The sequence below is a fragment of the Pseudoalteromonas sp. Angola-30 genome (genome assembly GCF_028599215.1).
Lineage (GTDB): Bacteria > Pseudomonadota > Gammaproteobacteria > Enterobacterales > Alteromonadaceae > Pseudoalteromonas > Pseudoalteromonas atlantica.
Window position 1 is genome coordinate 34,041 of sequence record NZ_JAQREI010000021.1, and the last position, 21,470, is coordinate 55,510.

22 protein-coding genes are annotated in these 21,470 nt (G+C 40.3%); 7 read left to right on the top strand and 15 right to left on the bottom strand.

Going from position 1 to position 21,470, the window contains the following annotated elements; genetic code table 11:
- The first annotated feature begins 442 nt into the window (after positions 1-442).
- Both PSH54_RS18535 and PSH54_RS18540 read left to right on the top strand, forming a co-directional pair.
- Positions 443-1,327, top strand: a complete 885-nt coding sequence (locus tag PSH54_RS18535; protein ID WP_121637081.1) for a LysR family transcriptional regulator — start codon at positions 443-445, stop codon at positions 1,325-1,327.
- A gap of 244 nt (positions 1,328-1,571) precedes the next feature.
- Positions 1,572-2,192: a 2OG-Fe(II) oxygenase gene (locus PSH54_RS18540; RefSeq protein ID WP_055252920.1), complete on the top strand. Its 621-nt coding sequence runs from the start codon at positions 1,572-1,574 to the stop codon at positions 2,190-2,192.
- 63 nt (positions 2,193-2,255) lie between these two features.
- Here the strand turns inward: PSH54_RS18540 and ubiA are convergent, their stop codons facing one another.
- Together ubiA and PSH54_RS18550 are read right to left on the bottom strand one after the other, a co-directional pair.
- The gene (ubiA, locus tag PSH54_RS18545; protein WP_273606808.1) at positions 2,256-3,134 is read right to left on the bottom strand and encodes a 4-hydroxybenzoate octaprenyltransferase; all 879 of its coding nucleotides are present in this window, start codon (positions 3,132-3,134) and stop codon (positions 2,256-2,258) included.
- On the bottom strand, positions 3,131-3,670 hold the full coding sequence (locus PSH54_RS18550) for a chorismate--pyruvate lyase family protein (RefSeq protein WP_029773569.1): 540 nt from the start codon (positions 3,668-3,670) through the stop codon (positions 3,131-3,133). The genes ubiA and PSH54_RS18550 overlap by 4 nt, the downstream gene beginning before the upstream one ends.
- A gap of 154 nt (positions 3,671-3,824) precedes the next feature.
- Here PSH54_RS18550 and PSH54_RS18555 point away from each other — a divergent pair, with 154 nt between their 5' ends.
- On the top strand, positions 3,825-4,223 hold the full coding sequence (locus PSH54_RS18555; RefSeq protein ID WP_024034357.1) for a flagellar basal body-associated protein FliL: 399 nt from the start codon (positions 3,825-3,827) through the stop codon (positions 4,221-4,223).
- A gap of 2 nt (positions 4,224-4,225) precedes the next feature.
- Here PSH54_RS18555 and glpG read toward each other — a convergent pair whose 3' ends face one another.
- The 6 genes from glpG to PSH54_RS18585 form a co-directional block, all read right to left on the bottom strand.
- Positions 4,226-5,047, bottom strand: coding sequence for a rhomboid family intramembrane serine protease GlpG (gene glpG, locus PSH54_RS18560; RefSeq protein WP_004588557.1), 822 nt, complete (start codon positions 5,045-5,047; stop codon positions 4,226-4,228).
- Positions 5,044-5,361, bottom strand: a complete 318-nt coding sequence (gene glpE, locus PSH54_RS18565) for a thiosulfate sulfurtransferase GlpE (protein WP_004588558.1) — start codon at positions 5,359-5,361, stop codon at positions 5,044-5,046. The genes glpG and glpE overlap by 4 nt, the downstream gene beginning before the upstream one ends.
- Before the next feature lie 64 nt (positions 5,362-5,425).
- Positions 5,426-6,451 carry an L-threonine 3-dehydrogenase gene (gene tdh, locus PSH54_RS18570; protein ID WP_273606809.1) on the bottom strand — a complete coding sequence of 342 codons (1,026 nt, stop codon included), beginning with the start codon at positions 6,449-6,451 and terminating at the stop codon, positions 5,426-5,428.
- A gap of 49 nt (positions 6,452-6,500) precedes the next feature.
- Entirely contained in the window at positions 6,501-7,697 is a 1,197-nt protein-coding gene (locus tag PSH54_RS18575; protein WP_024034359.1) for a glycine C-acetyltransferase, read from the bottom strand.
- A 168-nt stretch (positions 7,698-7,865) separates the two neighbouring features.
- On the bottom strand, positions 7,866-8,429 hold the full coding sequence (gmhB, locus tag PSH54_RS18580; protein ID WP_273606810.1) for a D-glycero-beta-D-manno-heptose 1,7-bisphosphate 7-phosphatase: 564 nt from the start codon (positions 8,427-8,429) through the stop codon (positions 7,866-7,868).
- Positions 8,426-9,487: a glycosyltransferase family 9 protein gene (locus PSH54_RS18585; protein WP_273606811.1), complete on the bottom strand. Its 1,062-nt coding sequence runs from the start codon at positions 9,485-9,487 to the stop codon at positions 8,426-8,428. Before PSH54_RS18585 ends, gmhB begins: the two co-directional genes overlap by 4 nt.
- Positions 9,488-9,611: 124 nt before the next feature.
- On the opposite strand from PSH54_RS18585, the gene PSH54_RS18590 reads away from it, so the two are divergent.
- Complete coding sequence (locus PSH54_RS18590; RefSeq protein WP_264390370.1) at positions 9,612-10,340, top strand: 3-deoxy-D-manno-octulosonic acid kinase; 729 nt, start codon at positions 9,612-9,614, stop codon at positions 10,338-10,340.
- Here PSH54_RS18590 and PSH54_RS18595 read toward each other — a convergent pair.
- A complete protein-coding gene (locus PSH54_RS18595) occupies positions 10,323-11,405 on the bottom strand; it encodes a glycosyltransferase (RefSeq protein ID WP_096740042.1) in 1,083 nt (360 codons plus the stop codon). The two genes, PSH54_RS18590 and PSH54_RS18595, sit on opposite strands and share 18 nt — an antisense overlap.
- The gene (locus tag PSH54_RS18600; protein WP_096740043.1) at positions 11,402-12,475 is read right to left on the bottom strand and encodes a hypothetical protein; all 1,074 of its coding nucleotides are present in this window, start codon (positions 12,473-12,475) and stop codon (positions 11,402-11,404) included. The genes PSH54_RS18595 and PSH54_RS18600 overlap by 4 nt, the downstream gene beginning before the upstream one ends.
- 211 nt (positions 12,476-12,686) lie before the next feature.
- Here PSH54_RS18600 and PSH54_RS18605 point away from each other — a divergent pair, with 211 nt between their 5' ends.
- Positions 12,687-14,192, top strand: coding sequence for a capsule assembly Wzi family protein (locus PSH54_RS18605; protein WP_273606812.1), 1,506 nt, complete (start codon positions 12,687-12,689; stop codon positions 14,190-14,192).
- A 98-nt stretch (positions 14,193-14,290) separates the two neighbouring features.
- Here PSH54_RS18605 and hldE read toward each other — a convergent pair whose 3' ends face one another.
- Entirely contained in the window at positions 14,291-15,730 is a 1,440-nt protein-coding gene (gene hldE / locus PSH54_RS18610) for a bifunctional D-glycero-beta-D-manno-heptose-7-phosphate kinase/D-glycero-beta-D-manno-heptose 1-phosphate adenylyltransferase HldE (RefSeq protein WP_273606813.1), read from the bottom strand.
- Positions 15,730-16,320 carry a D-sedoheptulose-7-phosphate isomerase gene (locus PSH54_RS18615; RefSeq protein ID WP_004588568.1) on the bottom strand — a complete coding sequence of 197 codons (591 nt, stop codon included), beginning with the start codon at positions 16,318-16,320 and terminating at the stop codon, positions 15,730-15,732. Before PSH54_RS18615 ends, hldE begins: the two co-directional genes overlap by 1 nt.
- 182 nt (positions 16,321-16,502) lie before the next feature.
- On the opposite strand from PSH54_RS18615, the gene waaA reads away from it, so the two are divergent.
- The gene (gene waaA, locus PSH54_RS18620; protein WP_273606814.1) at positions 16,503-17,786 is read left to right on the top strand and encodes a lipid IV(A) 3-deoxy-D-manno-octulosonic acid transferase; all 1,284 of its coding nucleotides are present in this window, start codon (positions 16,503-16,505) and stop codon (positions 17,784-17,786) included.
- Positions 17,783-18,331, top strand: a complete 549-nt coding sequence (locus PSH54_RS18625) for a DUF1415 domain-containing protein (RefSeq protein WP_064386926.1) — start codon at positions 17,783-17,785, stop codon at positions 18,329-18,331. Before waaA ends, PSH54_RS18625 begins: the two co-directional genes overlap by 4 nt.
- Positions 18,332-18,368: 37 nt before the next feature.
- Here PSH54_RS18625 and PSH54_RS18630 read toward each other — a convergent pair whose 3' ends face one another.
- The 3 genes from PSH54_RS18630 to PSH54_RS18640 are packed head-to-tail and all read right to left on the bottom strand — an operon-like array spanning position 18,369 to position 21,365.
- A complete protein-coding gene (locus tag PSH54_RS18630) occupies positions 18,369-18,698 on the bottom strand; it encodes a YdbL family protein (protein ID WP_055252911.1) in 330 nt (109 codons plus the stop codon).
- Between the two features lie 10 nt (positions 18,699-18,708).
- Positions 18,709-18,906, bottom strand: a complete 198-nt coding sequence (locus tag PSH54_RS18635) for a YnbE family lipoprotein (RefSeq protein ID WP_004588572.1) — start codon at positions 18,904-18,906, stop codon at positions 18,709-18,711.
- 2 nt (positions 18,907-18,908) lie between these two features.
- A complete protein-coding gene (locus PSH54_RS18640) occupies positions 18,909-21,365 on the bottom strand; it encodes a YdbH domain-containing protein (RefSeq protein WP_273606815.1) in 2,457 nt (818 codons plus the stop codon).
- Positions 21,366-21,470 lie beyond the last annotated feature (105 nt).

Sequence of the window (21,470 nt, forward strand, 5' to 3'; positions counted from 1 at the left end):
TTATTTTTCTAAATTCTTAAACAATAATAAAGCGATGGCATAACCTAAAACTATAAGCGTTTATGCCTCACTTCATTACAAATCACTACGTAGGATTTTCCTATAGCCTTTTTTCTGGCATACTTTTTTATTAATTAATGCTAAATTATGTCTAAAGTATTACTTTTAAAAGCATCAAAGCGCCTAAGTCATTGTATTTAGTCTTACTTGCTAACATAGCTTAGTTTTAAATAGAGTAATAAATCACTATAAATAAGCCTAATTGGTAATACTTTTAAATGCGTCTTCTCTTTAAATAATACTAAAAGAGGGATATGCTGAGGCAAATATGTCATAAATTTGCAAACACAGTTACATATTAGGCTTCGCTTTTTGAAAGCTCGAATCTAATATTATTGATGTTCGCGGCACACGCGACTTACTTATAAAAAGGGACTATAAAGTGAGATTTGAACAGTTAGAACAATTTGTAGCGCTTGGTGTGTTACGCCACTTCAGACAAGCAGCCGAACAAACTCAAATTAGTACATCAGCGCTAACGCGCAGCATTCAAACCCTAGAAGACGAAATGGGGTACGAACTGGTGAAACGCTCAACACGTTCAGTAAAGTTAACACCCGAAGGCGAGCTATTTCTTGATTACGCCAAAAACACCCTTGCCGAACTTGAGCATACAAAAAAACGAATTTCTCAATCGGTTAACGGCAATACTGACGAAAAGTTAGTCATTGGCTATACCAACAAAGCCAGCAGTGTAGTACCTATCTCATGCGGGCAATTTTTAGCACAATACCCCCATGTTAAAATAGAAATGCAATTGCAAGAGCAGCACGAACTTGCACGCAAACTGCAAGAGGGCGAGATTGATATCAGTGTTTATTCGCAGGCAATTAACAGCATCGGCAGCGACATACACCTGCCAGACCAACTGGTATTGTTTGTTTCTAAACATCATCCGTTAGCAAATAAAAGCGATATCAGCAAACACGATTTAGATAGCTACCCTATGTACGGCTGTTTTTCTCAGTCTAAACAAGTACAAAGCATGCTTAACGAAGCCATCGATATGCTCAACAAATCGGCTAGCATTAAGGTAGGCAGCATTGAGCAAGTAATGTCAGGGCTGGTTAAATCAGATCACTTTGCTATTGCAAGTATTGAACACGCGAGCACTCTCGCAGAGCACACAGAGCTTGTACAGCTAAAAACAAATAAAGACTTAAGTCACGAACAACTTGTTATACAAACAAGCCAACAAGCAGCAGTTGGCGAACACATTGACCATTTATTATCTCTTATCAAAAAAGCATCTACGACTATTAATTAAGCCAATATAAAAAAGCATACCGCATTGCCCTTAAACCTTTTAAGGGCAACCAATTTAGATAGCCCTTACTGATTTACTCTTCTTGTTACCAAAACCTGCAGCACAGCTGCTTAACCTAAAAAGCCCTTTTAGTTTTTATGCTTACGGATTAGGTTTTTATTTGCTTAAGTAGCGGAGCACAAACCACTAGCTATTAAATTTTTTTAGGCTACACTGTCGCACCTTTTTTAATCAACAGACATAAATGAACACACTTTTTAGTTCTGATGTTTATTTAGATGCAATAGAAACCCATGGTTATGTTGTTATTCCTAACGCACTTATTAGCGAGCTAGTAGAGAGTTTAATCACCGATTGCCACCGTATTAACCCGCATTTTAGCGCTGCAGGTATTGGCCGTTTAAATGACTTACAAATAGATAAAACCATTCGTAAAGATAAAACCTATTGGTTTGATGGCAGCTCACAAGCACAGCTAACTTATCAAGCAACAATGGAAAGTATAAAAACCACACTTAATCGGCAGTTTTTTATGGGCTTATTTGATTATGAGTGCCACTACGCTAAATACACCCAAGGCGACTTTTATAAAAAGCATTTTGATGCATTTAAAGGGCGATCTAACCGCGTATTTACAACAATCCTTTATTTAAATACGCCCGAGCAAGGCGGCGAGCTTGTTATTTACAAGCCAAAAAGTAAGCAAGTAGAGATAATAATTAAACCCACCGCGGGGACACTCGTTATGTTTGAAAGCGAGCGTTTTGCACACGAGGTATTACCTGCCATTAATGAGCGCTACTCTATTGCTGGCTGGTTTAGAAAGAACGCCTCAATAAGTGGAGTAATTGACCCGCCACGATAAAACCAACATAGCCACAACAACTAGTGGCTATGCTGAGGTTAAATTAATAGCGTTGAGATGAAATTAACGCGCAAATACAAATGACAAGAACATGCCAACAAAAATAGCTAATCCCACATAGTGATTATTTAAAAACGCTTTAAAACATGCATCACGCGCACGTTTATGAATAAGCACTTGCTGATAAATAAGTAACCCAGCGGCAGTAAATAAACCTGCAACAAACGCTAAGCCTAGCTGATTAATTAAGCCAATAAGCGCCAACAACGCTATAAAATTAGCGTTTAATAAAAATATAATATGGCGGTCGTATTTACCAAATAAAATAGCAGTAGATTTAACCCCTATTTTTAAATCGTCATCTCTGTCAACCATGGCATACATAGTGTCGTACGCTACCGTCCAACAAATGTTTGCAACAAATAACAGCCACGCCTGTAGCGGTAATGAGTCAATTGATGCCATATATGCCATAGGTATTGCCCAACCAAATGCAGCGCCTAAGACTACCTGCGGAAGATGTGTATAGCGTTTCATAAACGGGTAGCAAAATGCCAGTGCCAACGCCCCAAGTGACAATAAAATAGTGTTGATGCTAAGTAGCAATACCAATACAAAAGCAATGGCTATCAGTAATATAAATAAACTCAGTGCTTCACCTGCACTTACTTGTCCGGTGGCCAAAGGCCGCCCTGCTGTACGCTTAACTGAGCCGTCTATTTTTCTATCTGCAAAATCATTAATAACGCAGCCAGCACTGCGCATAACAATTACGCCTAAGGTAAATACAATAAAGTTAACTAGGCTTGGCATACCGGCGTTTGCAAGCCATAGAGCCCAATAAGTAGGCCACAGTAATAGTAATGTACCGATAGGTTTGTCAATGCGCATGAGCTGAATATAAAAAGGGCTATGCTGTAATTGCAAAGGGGCTAATTTCATGAGTACAAATAGGCTCCGGGTAAAAATACTTCGCACACTAAAAAGTGATAATCATTAATAGAAAACACACTACGACGACCTAATAAAGGGTGCGTAGTTAAATTCAACTCTTTAACAAGTGACTGCAGCGCATGTTCTGAGTCAAAGCGCCCTACCTCAATATTACTTCGGGTAAGTTCAGGGTGCTGAAAAATAACATCACCTAAAGGGCGTGCGCCCATATTATGCAGTGTTGTTTGCGTTTGTGTACTGGGCAACCAACTTTGGGCATACACCATGGGTGTATTGTCACACAATAAAAGCACCTCGCGATTAAGTGCTTTATTTGTATTTGAGCCAAGTAGTTGTTGCTGTGCATCGCTTAGGGTAAAAGTTTGCTCATTAAGCACTTTTACACTAAAACTTTGTGCATTACTTTTTAATTTAGCGGTTAATGAATGTGGCTCAAATAGCCACTCTTGCTCTAACGCAGATAAGTTATTTACCAAAGAAGCACATTGCCAATTGGCAGATATAGAAAGCGGAAATGTAATCACAATAGCTCAATCAAATAAAAACCGAGACGATGATAACATTGCCAAAGCATTTGAAAAAGTGATGTTTTACTGCCGATAAATAATTGCAGGAGCTGTTTATTAGGCGCTATTAAGTATAAACTATTTGTATTAAGAAAATGGAAACACACTAAAGATGAAAAAAATAGTATACGCAGGTTTTTTAGCACTGATCCTAAACTGTTTTAGCTTTTCGGCAAAAGCGGAATCGACAGTGGGCTATTTTGGTTTTGAGCCAGACATTATTACCAATTACATAGGCGCTTCAAGTAAAAAAATGGGCTATGTACGCGTGACTATAGATTTAATGCTTAGCAATAATGCAGATATTGCTATTGTAGAGCACCATACCCCGCTTTTACGCGATGCGTTAGTAGAAATACTATCTAAAGAACCTGAAGAAAAAATAAAGTCGCTTACTGGGCGTGAAGAAATTAGAGCAAAGTGTGCCGAAAAATTAAAAAGCCTGCTAAAAGAAGAAACAGGCCAAGAGATTATTCGTGAAGTATTATTTACTAAGTATTTATACCACTAAGCTTACGCTTTTTTAGCATTAAATAAATTAGCGGTTACGGCATAAGCCATGCCGCTTAAAAGCCCACCTAAATGCGCCCAATTAGCCATACCAACAAACAACACATCAGCAAAACCGAGTACCAGCCAAATTAACATAAAGCCAATAATGGCAGTGCTTACTAGCGCAGGTTGCTTAGGATTTAAATAGCTGTGAATCCAACAAAAACCCAATAAACCATACACAACACCACTTAAACCACCAAAGTTAGGCCCCACAATTAAAAACTGAGCCCAGTTACTAATAAGTGCAGTAACCACAAATAGCCCAACTAAGCTCAGCTTGCCGCATTGCTTTTCAATATTATCACCTAACGACATCCACCAAATTAGGTTAAATACAATGTGCATTGCGCTAAAATGAACAAGTGCCGGCGTTAACCAGTTCAGTGGTTGGCTCGGGTTAAACTGCAAAGCAGTATAAATTTGCTCAAAGCCACCCAATAAAAATGCAAAGTAAATAGCAACGCTTACAATACTTACGGTTTTATTTAGCCAGCTTAGTGCTTTAAAGCGCGCCACTAAATTAAGCGACTGTCCTTGATACGTTAAGCCAGATTGTGTACTGCCCACATCCCAGGAGGCTTGTTGATAACGCTCATGATTGGGGTTTTGTACAAATTCAGCCCACAAAGGTTGCACTTGATGAAAGTGCTCGCCCGCAACACAAATAATAACATTACTGCCATCAGCACTGCGCAATTGCCCTTCTAAGCCTTGGCTTTTTAAATAATCTATAAAGCCCTGTGCGGCACGAGGATTATTTAAACTACCTAGCTCAATCATCGTTCCACTTTCTCGCTGTAAGCCGCTTCCCAGGCGGTAAAGCCACCATCCATGCTATATACATCTTCAAAGCCCTGCTCTACTAAATAACTAGCCGCACCTTGTGAGCTCATGCCGTGGTAGCAAACAATAATAATGGGCTGATCGAACTCTTTTTCCATCATAAACTGAGCTATATTGGCATTTGAAAGCGCTTCAGAGCCAGGAATATGCCCTGCTTGGTACGAGTTAGGATCGCGTATATCTGCAATCACTACATCTTCTTTATCAAGCAGTTCGTGCGTTTGTGCTATAGATATATGTTTAAATGCCATTGAAATCTCTTTTAAAAATATAATAAAAAGGCGGCTTAAGCCGCCTCTGTATGCAAACTTTAAACTATTCCCAGCTTAAAATTACTTTACCAGATTGACCTGAAATCATCATATCAAAGCCAGCTTGGAAGTCATCTACCGAATATTGATGCGTAATAATAGGGTCTAAATTAAGGCCCGATTGAATCAAGCTTGCCATTTTGTACCACGTTTCGAACATCTCGCGACCATATATACCTTTGATCACTAAGCCTTTAAATATAACTTTATTCCAATCTACGGCCATATCTGATGGCGGAATACCCAACATGGCAATTTTGCCACCATGGTTCATGTTATTTAACATAGAATTAAAGGCGCTTGGCACACCTGACATTTCAAGGCCAATATCAAAACCTTCAGTCATACCTAGCTCATTCATTACATCTTCAAGCTTATCATTCGCAACGTTTACGGCACGTGTAGCGCCCATTTTACGCGCAAGCTCTAAACGGTATTCGTTAACATCGGTAATCACAACATGGCGAGCACCCACATGCTTAGCAACGGCCGCCGCCATAATACCAATTGGTCCTGCCCCTGTAATAAGCACATCTTCGCCCACTAAATCAAACGATAAAGCGGTGTGCACAGCATTACCAAATGGGTCAAAAATAGACGCAAGCTCGTCAGAAATATTGTCGGGAATTTTAAACGCATTAAAGGCCGGAATAACTAAATATTCTGCAAATGCGCCTTCGCGGTTAACGCCCACACCGGTTGTATTTCGGCACAAATGCACACGACCAGCACGACAGTTACGACAATGCCCACACGTAATATGTCCCTCGCCAGATACGCGGTCACCTACTGCAAAGCCACGTACTTCTTGGCCCATATCAACCACTTCACCCACGTACTCATGGCCTACAACCATAGGGGTCGGAATGGTTTTTTGTGACCACTCATCCCATTTATAAATATGAACGTCGGTGCCACAAATCGCGGTTTTACGAATTTTAATAAGTAGATCGTTATGCCCTACTTCAGGCTTGGGTACGTCGGTCATCCAGATGCCGGTTTCGGCTTTTAATTTTGATAAAGCTTTCATAGTTAACACTCAACTAAAAAACCGAAGCAATACTTCGGTTTATAAAAAATTAAATAACGCCCATTTCTTTACCAATACGGGTAAAGGCAGCAATTGCGGTGTCTAGTTGTTCAATACTGTGCGCAGCTGAAATTTGTGTACGAATACGCGCTTGGCCTTTTGGCACAACAGGGAACGAAAAGCCGGTTACATAAATGCCTTCAGCGAGTAGTTTGTCTGCCATTAATGAAGCAACTTTAGCATCGCCAAGCATTACAGGAATAATGGCATGATCTTTACCCGCACACGTAAAGCCAGCGGCTTCCATTTGCTCACGGAAATATTTAGCATTTGACCAAAGTTTAGCGCGTAACTCGCCACCATTTTCAAGCATTTCGAGTACTTTAATTGATGCAGTTACAATTGAAGGCGCTAATGAATTTGAGAATAAATAAGGGCGCGAACGCTGACGTAGCCATTCAACAATTTCTTTTTTACCTGATGTATAACCGCCTGATGCACCGCCCAGCGCTTTGCCTAGCGTGCCGGTAATAATATCTACACGGTCAAGCACATTACAGTACTCAGGCGTGCCTTTACCGTTTTCGCCAACAAAGCCTACCGCATGTGAGTCATCAACCATCACTAATGCATCATACTTATCAGCAAGGTCACACACAGCTTCAAGGTTACAAATTACGCCATCCATCGAAAACACGCCATCGGTGGCAATTAACTTTGTTTTAGCACCCGCTTCATCAGCTGCAATAAGTTGCTTTTCAAGATCCTCCATATCGTTATTAGCATAACGAAAACGCTTAGCTTTACATAAGCGTACGCCATCAATAATTGATGCGTGATTTAGAGAGTCAGAAATAATAGCATCTTCAGCGCCTAAAATAGTTTCAAATAGGCCCGTGTTAGCATCAAAACAAGACGAGTATAAAATTGTATCTTCGGTTTCTAAAAACGCGCTAATTTTTTGCTCTAGTGTTTTATGAATATCTTGCGTGCCACAAATAAAACGTACTGAAGCAACACCAAAGCCATGGTCATCTAAACCACCTTGCGCTGCTTTAATTAGCTCAGGGCTATTTGCTAAGCCTAAGTAATTGTTAGCACAAAAATTAATAACTTTATCGCCAGATGCAACTTCTATTTGAGCTTGTTGCTGCGAGGTAATAATACGCTCACTTTTATACAAACCTTGCGCTTTAACGTCTTCAATTTGCTCTTGTAGTTGGCTAAAAAAAGCAGATGCTCTCATCTGTAGTCTCCAATTAAATGAACGGGTAAACAACAACATTAAAGCCACTGTTTATGTTGAGGTGTATTGTAAAAGTTTAACAAGTAAAATGCACTGTTTGCAGCTCGTCGCTAATACAGGTAATGGCAGCAATACTTAACACTTTAGTTGCGAAAATATAAACGCACTTTATACCAAGTAGTGTGCTGGTAAATCGTTAATAGAGTCAATCACTAAATCGGCGTATTGTTTTGCGGTTTCGTCAAATTGTTGGCCAGAGCGAACTAGCATTCGCGTGCTAATAGCCGCTTTTTGTGCTGCTTGCATATCGCTAAGTTTATCACCCACCATAACACTGCTCGAAGGGTCAATATTATGCTCTTGCATAGCTTGTAACAGCATACCTGGAGCTGGCTTTCTGCACTGGCACTGTTTTAAATATTGCGCCATCGCTTTTTTGGGATGGTGCGGGCAAAAATACACATCTGTAATTTTAATATTGTGCTTACTAAATTGTGTTTTCATCCACTGAGTTAAAGCTAAAAAGTCATCTTCAGTGTAGTAACCTCGCCCTATTCCCGATTGATTAGTCACTATGATAATTTTATAACCTGCATCATAAAATGCTTTACAGGTACTAAACACACCGTCTATAAATTCAAATTTTTCACTTTGATACACATAGCCATGATCAATATTTACCACGCCATCTCGGTCTAAAAAAAGCGCTTTGTTTTTTTCTGTTACACTCATTTTATAGACTCTTTTTGTACCACATGATCAAACATAGCTTTAACATTGTCTACGGTTATTTGGCTCATAAGGTCATCTCCCTTAACGCGCGTACCCCAAGGCAATTGTTGAGCTGTTTTACCCGTTTGCTTTAGCAGGTTTTGATGATACACCTCAACTACGTAGTCTTGATATAAATAAGGCCCTGTACGTGCAGGATTAGAATGCGCATATAAACCAATAACCGGCGTACCTACCGTTACCGCCATATGCGCTGGGCCGGTATCGGGGGCTAATACTAAATCAGCGCGCTTAAGCACACATAGCAGCTCTTTAAGTTTTGTTTTACCGACTAAGTTTAAAATAGTGCAGTGACTATGTTTTATAATTTGATTAGCTAAATTAATCTCAAGCTCAGTTGGGCCGCCCGTTAGTACCACGTTGAAGCCCTGCTCATGCGCGTAATCAGCAAGGGCAGCATAGCGCTCAGGCAACCAGTTTCGCTGTGCTTTACTGGCCGCAGGAGATATTACCAATAACTTATTTGCCAAATATGCAGGCCCTAATAATGCATCTGCTTTGTTCTCATCCGCTAAGGTATAAGGCATATCCCAGGTAGGTGAATAGTCTTTAACTCCAATGGCGCCCGCAAAGCCTTTAAATCCCTCTAGCACATGCGCTTCTTTTTGTGGGGCTATTCGTTTATTTATAAACAAGCTATGTAATTCTTTTGAACGTGCCCAATCAAAGCCTATTTTTACTTTAGCCGGAATACAGCGCGCAACAAAGCCAGCTCTTAATGCGACTTGCATATTAAGCAGCACATCAAACTGCTGCCCTTTAAAAGAATGTGCTAACTTTTTAAGTGCATCCTTACCTTGTTTTTTATCAAAAACCACCAGCTCAACCCCAGGTAAATCGGCAAGTAACATGGCTTCTATTTTACCCATTACCCACGTTATTTTTGCATTGGGGTGTGCTTTTTGAATGGCTTGTACAGCACTAACGGCATGACACACATCACCAATGGCAGAGAGTCTTAAAATACAAATTGAGGAGTAATTAGGCACTTGAGTCACGCGTTCCACTTTGGCTTTAAATAATAGACTGCGATCTTAAATTATACTCGCACTAATGCAAGCACTTATGCTGCGCTATAAAACACGTTAATATACACGCATTATTGAATTATTTTAACGAGCTATGTTTAAAACACTAACGCAAGGTAAGCACACTATTTTAAGCCACCCAGATTATTTTAACGAGGTTGATTTAAACTGGTTCAATGCAGATTATTGGCAACAGCAAAATAAAATAGTCGGTGCTAAAAAAGGCCGCGCCACAGCCTGGTTTTTTAAACACGATGATTTAACCGCTGTACTTAGGCACTATTGGCGCGGCGGTTTAGTTGGCAAGTTGTTAAGCGATCAGTACCTCTACCCTGGGCTTAAAAACACCCGTGTGTATAAAGAGTTCAGCTTAATGATAAGGCTTATTGAGCTTGGCTTAAATGTACCAAAACCCATTGCCGCCAAGGTAACAACCTCTGGCTTAATTTATCGTGGCGATATAATTACAGAGGCTGTAAAAGGGGCTAAAAGCCTGCTCGATATTTTAATTGAACGCCCACTAACAGAAGATGAGCTCAAGCGCATTGCCAATACTGTTGCGCTATTTCACTCAAAAGGTGTGTACCACGCTGATTTGAATATAAATAATATTTTATTTAATGAAACGGGCGAGGTTTATATTATCGATTTTGATCGCGGCGAAATAAAACCACCTAACAAGCAATGGCAACAAAGTAATATGGCACGTTTAGAGCGCTCATTTTTAAAAGAGCAAGGACGTAACAACGCTTTTTATTGGCAAAGTAATGACTGGCAAACTTTATTGGCTATTTATAAAGAGCAATTAACCACACAAAGCTAGGTATTGCTTAGCAACTTGTTCGGCCGTTACCTTTTGTAAAATGTCGGCATTATCTACATTAGGCTTAGCGTTTAAAACCAGCTCAATTTTAGCCGCTAGCTCATCGCTATGCCCTACAGGCGCTAAATATTTAGCCAAGTCGTTTGTTAAAATTTCGCTCGGTCCAAACGTACAGTTAGTACTTACTACAGGCGTGCCAACAGCTAATGCTTCAATTAACACTGTAGGGAGCCCTTCAAAATCAGAGCTTAATACTAATGCCTCAGCCTGCTTAATCCAGTTATACGGATTTTGCTCAAACCCTGGCACTATAAGTTGTCCCTCTATACCATACGTTTTTGCAAGCTTAAATGCTTTGCTAGGCTTATTACATAAAAGGACTAATTTGTATTTTTTATCAAGCTTTGCAAATGCCGAAAATAAAATATCGTGGCGCTTTTGTTTAGCTAACCGCCCTACATGAATAACATACGGTGATTGTGGTATTTGCGTATTAACCTCATTTGAGAGCCGCTTTATATCTGCTAAATTAAAGGGATTATAAATAGTTGTGATGGCGCTTGGGCTAATTAAACGCCCTTGGGTAATTTCTTGCTCTACCCCTTTAGACACGCACACCAAGGATTTTTCGTTTAAGTTTTGCTTTGACTTTTTAAGATAGTGATAAGAAAACGGGCCTAACTTTTTTTGCCTAGCTAGCTCTGCATTAACAGAGTTATGCATAACAAAGTGAACATTTTTAATCTGGCTTTTAGCCAATAAGTTATTGCTTCTATCTAAATTGCTAAGTACTAAATCTATGGGGCCAGTTTGTTTTTGTTTGTTATTAAACCACGCCTCTAGTTTTGCTACACTTTTGTTTATTTTCCAAAAGCGATCCACTTTAGTGGCTTTATCACTGAATAAACTTTCAACCTTTATATTCGCAGGGATCGTGTACTCATATTTATTAGCCAACGATAAAATAGTAACGCTATGCGTTTTTACTAGCTGCTGAGCAAGGGTTAGCATCACTTTTTCGGCGCCGCCACCCGCTAACGAGTCTATTACAATCACTATATTCATCTATCGGCAACCATCAGCATGCTTTTAACCCCTTGCGTTATTTCTTCATAGCTATGTGCGCTTTCAAGCAAAGAGTATTTTTCTAGTAGCTGGTTAAAATGCGGCTCTATTAGTAAAGCGCTGGCTTTATTTACTATGTCTTCAATCTCAAAGTTTGCTTTAATTACCACGCCAGTTGTGGCGCAACTTGCTAGGCGCTGTGTTTGATCTTTTGAAATAGCACATGCCACAGCAGGCGTTTTAACAGCAACCGCCTGCAATAGCGTGTCGCCAGCACTTAACAATGCAAATTTAGCTTGCTCCATAAGCGACAAAAACTCACTATTTTCTAACGTATCCAAATTTATAACCGTATTTGATGCTGGCAACGCTTTATTATAATTAGGGCCAAATACCACCACCGCCTTTAACCCTGTTTGCAATGAAATTTGCTCTGCGGCGGCAAAAAATACATCTGCACAGTTTTGATTATCTAGCACATGACCGCCAGAGCCTGCACTCACGATAAAGTAGCCTTGTTCATCAAGCTGATACTTTTTTAACACCTGTTTGGTATCGCACGCTGATGAAAATGCTATGTAAGGGCCCACATTTTTAGGCATAGCCAAAGAAAACATATCTATTTTAGCTTTTTCAGCCCAGCTCAGAGGTTCAATGCAGTAATCAGGCTGTACCACCCAATGGCTATCAATTAAGTTGATACGATTAAGTTTTAAACCTTTCGCTCGCTTTTTCGCATGCTGAGAAATAAACACCACTTTGGCACCCACTTTTTTTGCAGCTTTCATGTGAGCAGCGCGCCCTGCACAATCAAATATTACAATGTCAGGTTTAAAATCGGCTATAACTTCACACACTTTATCGCGCTCTTTAGTCGCAGAGCGCTCAAGCAAGGTGGTATCATATGGGCAGTTTTTAGCGTAGTTCGTGTGTTTATTTAAAACAAAATGGATAGTAAGTGAACCTAGACATTCACTTTCAAGGCTTTGGGCTAGCAACAACGAGCGCATGTATTCACCTATTCCTTGTGGCGATGATACGGGTATAAATAAAAGTCGTTTGTTGCTCATTGCATTCTCTATTTCCTATTTGCGCAGCAGTATATCAACCCCATTGTTTTTACGATAGCTAGGTTACATTTTTATACACAAATTTAACGCCCTAAAATAGATTATTTACTGCAATAGCCATGTTAGATTGGTAAACTTAGCCGCAATCTTAATCACAAGGATCTGAACTTTGCGAAACAGAATCTTTCTACTTTCTTCTCTTTTTTGCGCTATGAGCGCATCAGTAACAGCAGAGCCCTGGGTAAAGCCAGACGATTACGGTCTACGTGCCGACATTCAACAATTGGCTGATGCCGGTGTTATTTTAGCGCCTGTAACCACCTACCCGCTAATGTGGAAAAGCTTTATTGGCGAGCTAGAATCGAGCAAACTTGAACTTTTATCTCCCAGCCTGCAAGATGCACTGCTTCGTGTAAAACATCGTTATAAGTCAGAAAACAGCAGCTCGCACAGTGTACAACTCTCAGCGTTTGCCGCATCAGACCCAATTATAGCCACCAGCTTTGGGGCAACCAACACACAAGAATCTGAGCTTTCTGCGGCCTACGCCTACCTTGGCGATAACTTTGCGGCGAAGGTAGCCATTAATTACCGTAACGATGGTAAACAATGCTTAGTTGATGGCAAAACAACCGATGATATAGCCACTAACGAACAAGCACTTGAAGATTGTAACGATACCTCATTTGACGATAGCTACTTAGCCTACCGCTTAGGCAATTGGATTTTTAGAGCCGGTGCCGTAGAGCAGTTTTGGGGCCCAGGTGTTGATAACAGTTTAATTATGTCGGGTAATGCAAAGCCACTGCCGGCACTAAGTGTAACCCGTGAGCAAAGCACAGCGTTTGAAACGCCTTGGTTAAGTTGGCTTGGGCAATGGAGCTTTACCGCGCAAATGGCAAAGTTAGAATCGACACGCGTTATTCCTGATGCGCTGCTTTGGAGTAGTCGTGTTAACTTTCGCCCGATACAACAGCTTGAAATTGCTTTAAGTTGGTCTGCGCAGTGGGCCGGTGAAGGCCAACCAAGCTCAGCAGGTGATTTTATTGATGTTATTACTGGGCAAACTAGTTGTATTGATGGCAATGAAAATTGTGATAGCTCACTAGAGTCTAAAATTGGTAATCAGCTTGCTGGCATAGATGTGCGTTGGTCTGACACTTTATTTAGTCACCCCTATGCAATCTACGCAAGTACAATTGGCGAAGATGCCAGCTCGCAATTCAAACCAGCCGACAGAGCGTACTTATTTGGCGTACAAACTACGCAGCGCATTTACAATCAAAATGTGCTCGTTAACGTTGAATACATAGACACAGGTGTATCGTGCTCGGCCGAATCAACCAATGAAAACTGCTACTACGAACACTCCGATTATAAATCGGGCTATCGTTACCACGGCCGCACTATTGGCTCAACTTTTGATAATGATGCGCAGTCAGTGGTATTAACACTTTTAGGTCAGCTTTCAAATGGCGATGACTGGCAAGTAAAACTACGTAGTGTAGATTACAACAGCGATAATCTTGACCGTTACCCTAGTAACCCCGATTTAGGTAATACAATTACCAAAACCGGTTATAACTCAAAACAAGTTGAGCTACGCTACAGGCAGCTGGCTATGGGTGGGCGCTTAACGCTCGGCGCTTTTGCATCAAACAACGATGGCGCAGAAAACGACACATCAGCGTTTGCTAAGTACGAATATAATTTTTAAACCGTATATTTAAAAATAGCATTTTAAAGCCAGCTATTTATAACAAAAAAAGGGTTGAAAACGCAGTTTTCAACCCTTTTTTATTTAATCAGCAAATATTACTGCTTTATTTTGCTAATCACCTTAGAGGTTGAACAACCATCTAAAAATGTCAGCACTTCTACTTTGCCACCATGGCGTAGCACATGATCGGCGCCAGCTATTTGCTCTACAGTGTAATCACCACCTTTAACTAAAATATCTGGGCTTATTTGCTCGATTAATTTAGCCGGTGTGTCGTTTTCGTCCGCGCTGCCAAAGGGAATTACCCAATCTACAGAGGCGAGTGCACTTAATACCATTGCGCGCTCATTAAGTGGATTTATAGGGCGCTCAGGGCCTTTTAAACGCGTAATTGAATCATCATTATTTAAACCAACAACGAGTCTATCTCCACGCGCTTTAGCTTGGGCTAAATAGCGTACGTGGCCTGCGTGTAAAATATCAAAACAGCCATTGGTAAACACTATCGTTTCGCCATTTTGTTTAGCAAACTCAATGTGTTGAAGCACATCGTCAAACGGAGTTTGGTAGTGCTCGCCATTGATGTGCAAGTATTGGCCAAGCTTTTGGCTAAGCTCTTCTGGTGAAACCGTTGCCGCACCCAACTTACTTACTACAATGCCTGCGGCTAAATTAGCAATTTCTACCGCATCTTTAGGCTCCATACCTGCCCCGAGCATCACCGCAAGCGTGGCTATAACAGTATCGCCTGCACCAGTTACATCACTTACTTCTAGCTGCTGCGCTGCAAAGTCGTGTTTTTCATCGGCGTTAATTAATGACATACCTTGCTCAGAGCGTGTAAGTAGCATGGCTTTAATACCATTTTTACTAATTAGCTCACGCGCGCTTTGTGCTAATATTTCTTCAGAGCCTGTTTTACCCCCAGCCAAATTGAATTCATGTAAATTAGGGGTAATGTAGTCTGCGCCTTCGTATAAGTGTAAATCGGGCGATTTAGGATCTATAAGTACAGTTTTACCCGCCGTTTTAGCAACGCTAACCATTTCTTTAATCAAGCTCAGCGAACCTTTGCTGTAATCAGAAAATACCACAAAGTCGTAATCATCAAGCACCAGCTCTAAACGGTTTAATAACAACTGGCTATGCTGCTCGCTAAAGGTCTCTTCTAAATCTAGGCGCACAAGTTGTTGATGGCGGCTAATTACACGCATTTTAGAAATAGTGGGTAAATCGCATACACTAACAAGCTGTGAATGTATTTTTTCACCCTTTAAAATGGTTTCTAAGATTTGCCCGCTTTCATCTTCACCAATTAAACCAAGTAAGCCCACTTTGGCATCAAGCCTAGCAATGTTTTTTGCAACATTTGCAGCGCCACCCGCTTTATCTTCAAACTTGCTTACTTTAACAACGGGTACTGGAGCCTCTGGCGAAATACGCCCTGTATCGCCATACCAGTATCGGTCTAGCATGACATCGCCGACAACTAAAATACGCGCTTTAGATAAGTTTTTTAATAGCGATAAATCCATTACTGCTGCTCCGCAACAACCATATCGATAGCTTCACATAACCAATGGCCAATAAACATATGTGCCTCTTGGATACGGGCTGTTTCATCATTTTTTATAATAATGGGCAATTTAGCAATGTCTTTTACTTTACCGCCCTCGCGACCGGTTAAGGCAACCGTAAACGCGCCAATTTTGTTAGCTGCTTCCAGTGCTAAATTAATATTGGCGCTGGTACCTGAGGTTGTTAAACCAATCACTAAATCTTCTGGTTTACATAAAGCCTGAACTTGGCGTTCAAATACCGTATCAAAGTGGTAGTCGTTACTGTGTGCAGTTAATATTGAGGTATCTGTGGTCAGCGCCATAGAGGCAAGCGGGCCACGCTCTAACTTATAACGCACAACAAATTCGGCAGCTAAATGCTGTGCATCGGCAGCACTGCCGCCGTTGCCAAACCAAATAACCTTACCACCAGCTTGCAATGCACTGTGGCACGCTTCTAATAATTGCATAGACTCTTGATGATAAGCCTCCATCGTTTCAAATAAGGCTTGATGACGGTTTAAACTTTCAACGTAGCTTGTTGCCACAGAATCGATAATTGACATGAAAAATTCCTCTAGGAACTGAAATGGCAGGAAAAAATTAAATCCATTATTCCATAGTTTTATTTAGTTGTGTGTATTTTATGGGAATATAGCTGAACTGAATTATAATTTAGTGCTTCACATGTTCAGAAATTATCACTTTCGCGTTAAACTAGCGCCACTTACCTTAATAAAAGTTCAGTATGGCACGCATTTTTTACTCACTCGCTTTAATTTTAATTAGCCCACTGATTGTATTTTACTTGTATGTACTAAGAGGTAAAAAAAATAAAGGCTACCGCGCGCACTTTAAAGAGCGCTTTGGTTTGATCAGCAAACACTTATTTAATAATAGCGCTAAGCCGGTTGTGTTCCACTGCGCTTCTGTAGGTGAGGTCCTTGCTGCAACGCCACTGATTAAAGCACTGCAAAAACAACACCCGCAGCTTAATATACTTATTACCTGCAATACTCCTACCGGGCGTGCGCAAATTAGTGAACAATTTAAAAATACCGTGGTGTGTTGTTATTTACCTATAGACTTTGCCGGTTCGAGCGCTCGATTTTTAAAGCGCGTAAATCCACAAGCACTGTGTATTTTAGAAACTGAGCTGTGGCCTAATTTAATGGCAATAAGCCATAAAAAGACTATTCCGGTATTAGTGCTTAATGCTCGCCTAAGCGAAAAATCGCAACAGGGGTATCAAAAGGTGGCAGGGTTAACGCATATAATTATGCGTTCAATTTCAGTGCTTGCAAGTCATAATAAAAATGATGCTAAGCGCTTTGTTGAACTTGGTTTACCCCCTTCAAAAAGCCATGTTACAGGCTCAATAAAGTTCGACATTACGCCAAGCAATGAGCAACTAACTAAAGTTGCAAATATTAAAGCCGAATATAAAACCAAAGAACGTTTTGTATGGGTGGCAGGCTCTACTCACCCGCTTGAACACGAAATGATATTAAACGCCCATCAGCAACTATTAAAAAAATACCCTAATGCACTTTTAGTTATAGCACCGCGCCACCCAGAGCAATTTGATAAAGTAGCCGATACGTTAACTCAAAGCCCGCTTAGCTTTAGTCGTCGCAGCAACAATAACTATCAAAACGAGCAAGTACTATTAGCTGATACACTTGGCGAACTACAGTGTTTATATGGCGCAGCGAATGTAAGTTACATAGGCGGCAGTTTAATTCGCCGAGGTGGGCACAACCCACTTGAAGCTGCTGCTTTTTCGGTTGGTGTTATTACAGGCCCACACACGTATAATTTTGATCATATCTACCCTGAGCTAATTAAACTTAAAGGGGCTGTCGTTGTTGAAAATACCGATGAGCTTGCTAAACAATTAATTAATTTAAGCCAAAACACCAAAGCGTGCCAAAGCTTGGGTATTAAAGCGCAGCAATGTGTAGTTAAAAACCAAGGCGCCATTGAAAAAACATTAACCATTATAAATCAGTATTTAGAGCCAAAAGCATGACTCATCAAGCAATCGCCCAAACCCGCGAGTGGGTGTCATCTGTTATTGTTAAATATAACTTTTGCCCATTTGCCCGTAAAGAAGTAGAAAACAACTGTATTCATTATGTGCTTAGCCCTGCAACAAAAATTGATGACGCTGTAATGGACATGCTAGAGCAGTGTGTGCAGCTTGATCAAAATCCAGAGCGCGAAACCACATTAATACTGTTTGATAACGGCTTTAGCGATTTTGAAGACTTTTTAGATTTAGTCGATTTAGCCAATGCCTTACTGGTAGCGCAAGGGTTTGAAGGTAAATACCAAATTGCTAATTTTCATCCCGATTACGTGTTTGCAGACAGCGATGAAGATGATGCGGCAAACTACACTAACCGAGCCCCCTACCCTACACTGCATTTAATTCGCGAACTGAGTATGAGCGAAGCGCTTGATAACTATAACGAGCCTGAATCTATACCAGAGCACAACATAAAGCTTGCAAGGCGCAAAGGATTCGACTTTTGGCAGCAACTTTTAGCAAATATAAAAAAACCGAGCGCCTAAACGCTCGGTTTTTACGTAATATGTTTAGCTGCTTGTATTACTTTTTAACCCAGTTACCATTCACTTCAATATAGTGGCCACTTTTGGTCTTTTCGATTGTTTTAGCTGCTGCGAGTGCTTCTACTTGTGCCAGCGATAAATCGTTCTTTTTAGCCAGCTTTAAATACTGTGCTTTACGTTTAGCGTTAATTTCTTCAACCACGGCTTTTGCCTCGCTGTTTTGTACCACAAGCCCTAAGTAACCTGAGCTATCTTCACCCACTAAGCCTTGGTTTTTAGCATCATCTAAACTAATAGCCCACGCCGAAAACGACAAACATACCGCACTTGCTAGAGTGGCAATACTTAATTTATTTTTTATAGTCATCATTTAGCTCCTAAAATAATTCACTGTCGTCACTGAATAAGTTATCGAGTTCTTTATCAACTTTTACTCTAATTTCGTGATCTACTTTTACATTTAGATTGATCGTTATCGGCTCTTTCGCTGCCACCTCTACTCTGTGGGTACATGCGCTTAAAGCGCTAATAGCAGCAAGTGCAATAACGGCCTTAATGCTCAACAAATTTTTCATCATTAGTTTCCTTTTTTAGAGTATTGCTGCTCAACTTTTTGCGTTATTTCGTCGCTCAGTCTAAGCGCTCTTAGCAACGTAAACACATTTTCTTCGTGATTATAATTAAAGTTAACTTGTTGCTGCTCTGGCTCATTAAAGCCTTGTAAGTTAACACCTAAGTTTAACCAGCCATCACTTTTAAGTGCTACTGTACTATTAAGCTTTTGTATATCAAGGTTTTTGAGCAACCCAAGCACAGGTTGTAACTCTTGTTGCTGGCGCATAACAGCGTCAAACGCTTCGTTATTACTAATAATAAGCTTCCCTTGGCCTTGATTGGTTAGGCTGCCATTTTTTACCTCAACCCCTGTGTCATCAAAATAAAACGGCAACGACCCTTTTAGCCTACCTGTCAGGGTAATACCCGACTTATCGTCAAGCGTTATTAATTTACTGGCATCAACATTTTCAAACGTAACATTAGCTGTTTGCTGCTGCTTTAAAAGCGTGTATTTATCTAAAGAAAATTTACCACCAAAAATATCGCCTTCAACATCAAAGGCCTGCGCGCTATTATTAACCACTTTAATATTACCAGTGATACTTTTAACTACAGCGCCTGCACGTAATTCATTAAGATTAAAGGTAGTAGGGGCAACATTAAGCTGCCCTGAATCGTACTGCCCACCTAGCTGCATACTAAATTGATTAGCTAAGTAGTCGTTATACAGTGCACTGGTATCAGTCATCGTTAAAGTAAAATTTGCTTTTTGTAAATTCACATCACCACTTATACGCCCACCCAATTTTCCTTGGGTTAGCTGAGCTAACGGCTCAAATTGGCTAACGATTGAATTTAACGAAAGCACACTTTGCTGCGGTATAATCACTTCAAACGGATGCGCTACCTTTGAAACATGATGATTGGCCACCAGCTCAACACCATTTACAAATACATGATGAGACGCTTTAAGCGCGCGACTTTGCAGCCCGGTTGACGTTACGTTTATTGTATTTAAATCGATATTTGGACTAATGAGTGTATTTATTTGGGTGTTTGCATTTAAGTGAGCAAATAACTCACCCACACCTAAGTTTGCTCTTGCATTAAGGGTGTTATTAATACCAGTAAGTTTATACTCGCTGTATTGCACGCTTTTAAGCTTACTTTTAAGCGTTACTTTTGCATCGAGCTTTTCATTCATACTTGCTTCAAGGTTACCTGTGTAGCCGTTAAGAGCGCTGCCATAAGCAGCTGCGCTATCAACGCTAAACTCAATACGTGCGCTACCTTCGGGCTTAAAGTCAATAAGTTGAGTGACTGTAAAGTCCCCCTTGGCTTTAATATTATTAGCCTCAGCCGGTAAAAATTCAGGCAAAGCGGTAAGGGCAATATCGTAATTACCGCTTAATTGAGCGTTTTTAAGCTGCGTATTTAGCGTTATAGCGTCTATTTCATCCGTATGTAGCTGTGCCTTTAGCTGTGTGCGGGCGCTTTGTAACGGTGCAGCAGTATTTATAAACGTATCTGTAAACGTTATATCTATATTTTGCTTGGCTTGCTCTGCGCTTTTGAGCGTTATTAACGGTAAGGTTAGGTTGTTATGTGCAAAGTTAATTGGTTTAGCTAAAGCCCATTGCCAATTAAGTGGAAGCTGCTTTACAGCAAATGACTTGTAGGCACTTTCAGGAATAAGAGATTGGCAGTTATTACTAAGTTTTACATTGTTTTTAAGCTTGCTTGGGTCAAGCTCAAGGTTTTGGCTATTTAAAATATAGGTAGCACTTAGCACACCTTTGGAGCTGTTTGTTATATCGCAGCTTTGTATTTTATAGTCATACTGGGCTTGTAAATCACCACTAAGGCTTGCCTCTACCCCGTTAAAGCTAAATGCCTGCGCTGTATTAAAGCTAAGTCCACTTAATAACTCATTATCTGTTTTAAGTAGTTGCTTCAATAATCCATCATTTATTTTAAGCTGCCCTTGTACCTTATTATTGTATAGCGTTGCGCTTGCGTTTAAATCACCATTGACTACAAACTGGTTAAGCGTGGGCTCGGTGATATTTAGCATTAGCGGGCGCTTTAAAAGCGCACTGTGTATAGTTAAATGCTCAACTGTAATTGTTGGCCTTTTTTCAGGAAGCGCTAAATCTAAAATTGTGGCAGCAGTGCTTGTTTTACTACTTTGAGGAAATGGATTTACATTAAGTACTGCGTGTTTAACTTTAACATGCTTGGTATTAGCAGTAATACCTGTAAGAGCAAGCTCTTGATTTTGGTAACTTAAACAGGCTTTTTGTACGTGCACATTTAACTTACTCGTAAGCGAAAAATCTAAGCAGCTTAAGGTAACACCTGCTTTTTCAAGTTCAGGCGCTACAGCCCATTGTAATAGTGGCAAACGAAATACATAGCCAAGCAAAACTATACTTAGCAATACAGCCCCCATAATTAAACCAACGCGCTTTAACATACTGTCCTTATAAGCTTTTATTTATACTTTACAAACTATCGTAATTTTAAATCTACGCAATCAAAAAAGGCTGCACAGTGCAGCCTTTTTTATTTTACAGCTAGA

What these genes read in the sequence shown, in the direction of transcription:
- PSH54_RS18540 (WP_055252920.1), top strand. Translation starts at nt 1,572, where the DNA reads ATGAACACACTTTTTAGTTCTGATGTTTATTTAGATGCAATAGAAACC.
- ubiA (WP_273606808.1), bottom strand. Translation starts at nt 3,134, where the DNA reads ATGAAATTAGCCCCTTTGCAATTACAGCATAGCCCTTTTTATATTCAG.
- PSH54_RS18555 (WP_024034357.1), top strand. Translation starts at nt 3,825, where the DNA reads ATGAAAAAAATAGTATACGCAGGTTTTTTAGCACTGATCCTAAACTGT.
- glpG (WP_004588557.1), bottom strand. Translation starts at nt 5,047, where the DNA reads ATGATTGAGCTAGGTAGTTTAAATAATCCTCGTGCCGCACAGGGCTTT.
- glpE (WP_004588558.1), bottom strand. Translation starts at nt 5,361, where the DNA reads ATGGCATTTAAACATATATCTATAGCACAAACGCACGAACTGCTTGAT.
- tdh (WP_273606809.1), bottom strand. Translation starts at nt 6,451, where the DNA reads ATGAAAGCTTTATCAAAATTAAAAGCCGAAACCGGCATCTGGATGACC.
- PSH54_RS18575 (WP_024034359.1), bottom strand. Translation starts at nt 7,697, where the DNA reads ATGAGAGCATCTGCTTTTTTTAGCCAACTACAAGAGCAAATTGAAGAC.
- gmhB (WP_273606810.1), bottom strand. Translation starts at nt 8,429, where the DNA reads ATGAGTGTAACAGAAAAAAACAAAGCGCTTTTTTTAGACCGAGATGGC.
- PSH54_RS18590 (WP_264390370.1), top strand. Translation starts at nt 9,612, where the DNA reads ATGTTTAAAACACTAACGCAAGGTAAGCACACTATTTTAAGCCACCCA.
- PSH54_RS18595 (WP_096740042.1), bottom strand. Translation starts at nt 11,405, where the DNA reads ATGAATATAGTGATTGTAATAGACTCGTTAGCGGGTGGCGGCGCCGAA.
- PSH54_RS18600 (WP_096740043.1), bottom strand. Translation starts at nt 12,475, where the DNA reads ATGAGCAACAAACGACTTTTATTTATACCCGTATCATCGCCACAAGGA.
- PSH54_RS18605 (WP_273606812.1), top strand. Translation starts at nt 12,687, where the DNA reads ATGAGCGCATCAGTAACAGCAGAGCCCTGGGTAAAGCCAGACGATTAC.
- hldE (WP_273606813.1), bottom strand. Translation starts at nt 15,730, where the DNA reads ATGGATTTATCGCTATTAAAAAACTTATCTAAAGCGCGTATTTTAGTT.
- PSH54_RS18615 (WP_004588568.1), bottom strand. Translation starts at nt 16,320, where the DNA reads ATGTCAATTATCGATTCTGTGGCAACAAGCTACGTTGAAAGTTTAAAC.
- waaA (WP_273606814.1), top strand. Translation starts at nt 16,503, where the DNA reads ATGGCACGCATTTTTTACTCACTCGCTTTAATTTTAATTAGCCCACTG.
- PSH54_RS18625 (WP_064386926.1), top strand. Translation starts at nt 17,783, where the DNA reads ATGACTCATCAAGCAATCGCCCAAACCCGCGAGTGGGTGTCATCTGTT.
- PSH54_RS18630 (WP_055252911.1), bottom strand. Translation starts at nt 18,698, where the DNA reads ATGACTATAAAAAATAAATTAAGTATTGCCACTCTAGCAAGTGCGGTA.
- PSH54_RS18635 (WP_004588572.1), bottom strand. Translation starts at nt 18,906, where the DNA reads ATGAAAAATTTGTTGAGCATTAAGGCCGTTATTGCACTTGCTGCTATT.
- PSH54_RS18640 (WP_273606815.1), bottom strand. Translation starts at nt 21,365, where the DNA reads ATGTTAAAGCGCGTTGGTTTAATTATGGGGGCTGTATTGCTAAGTATA.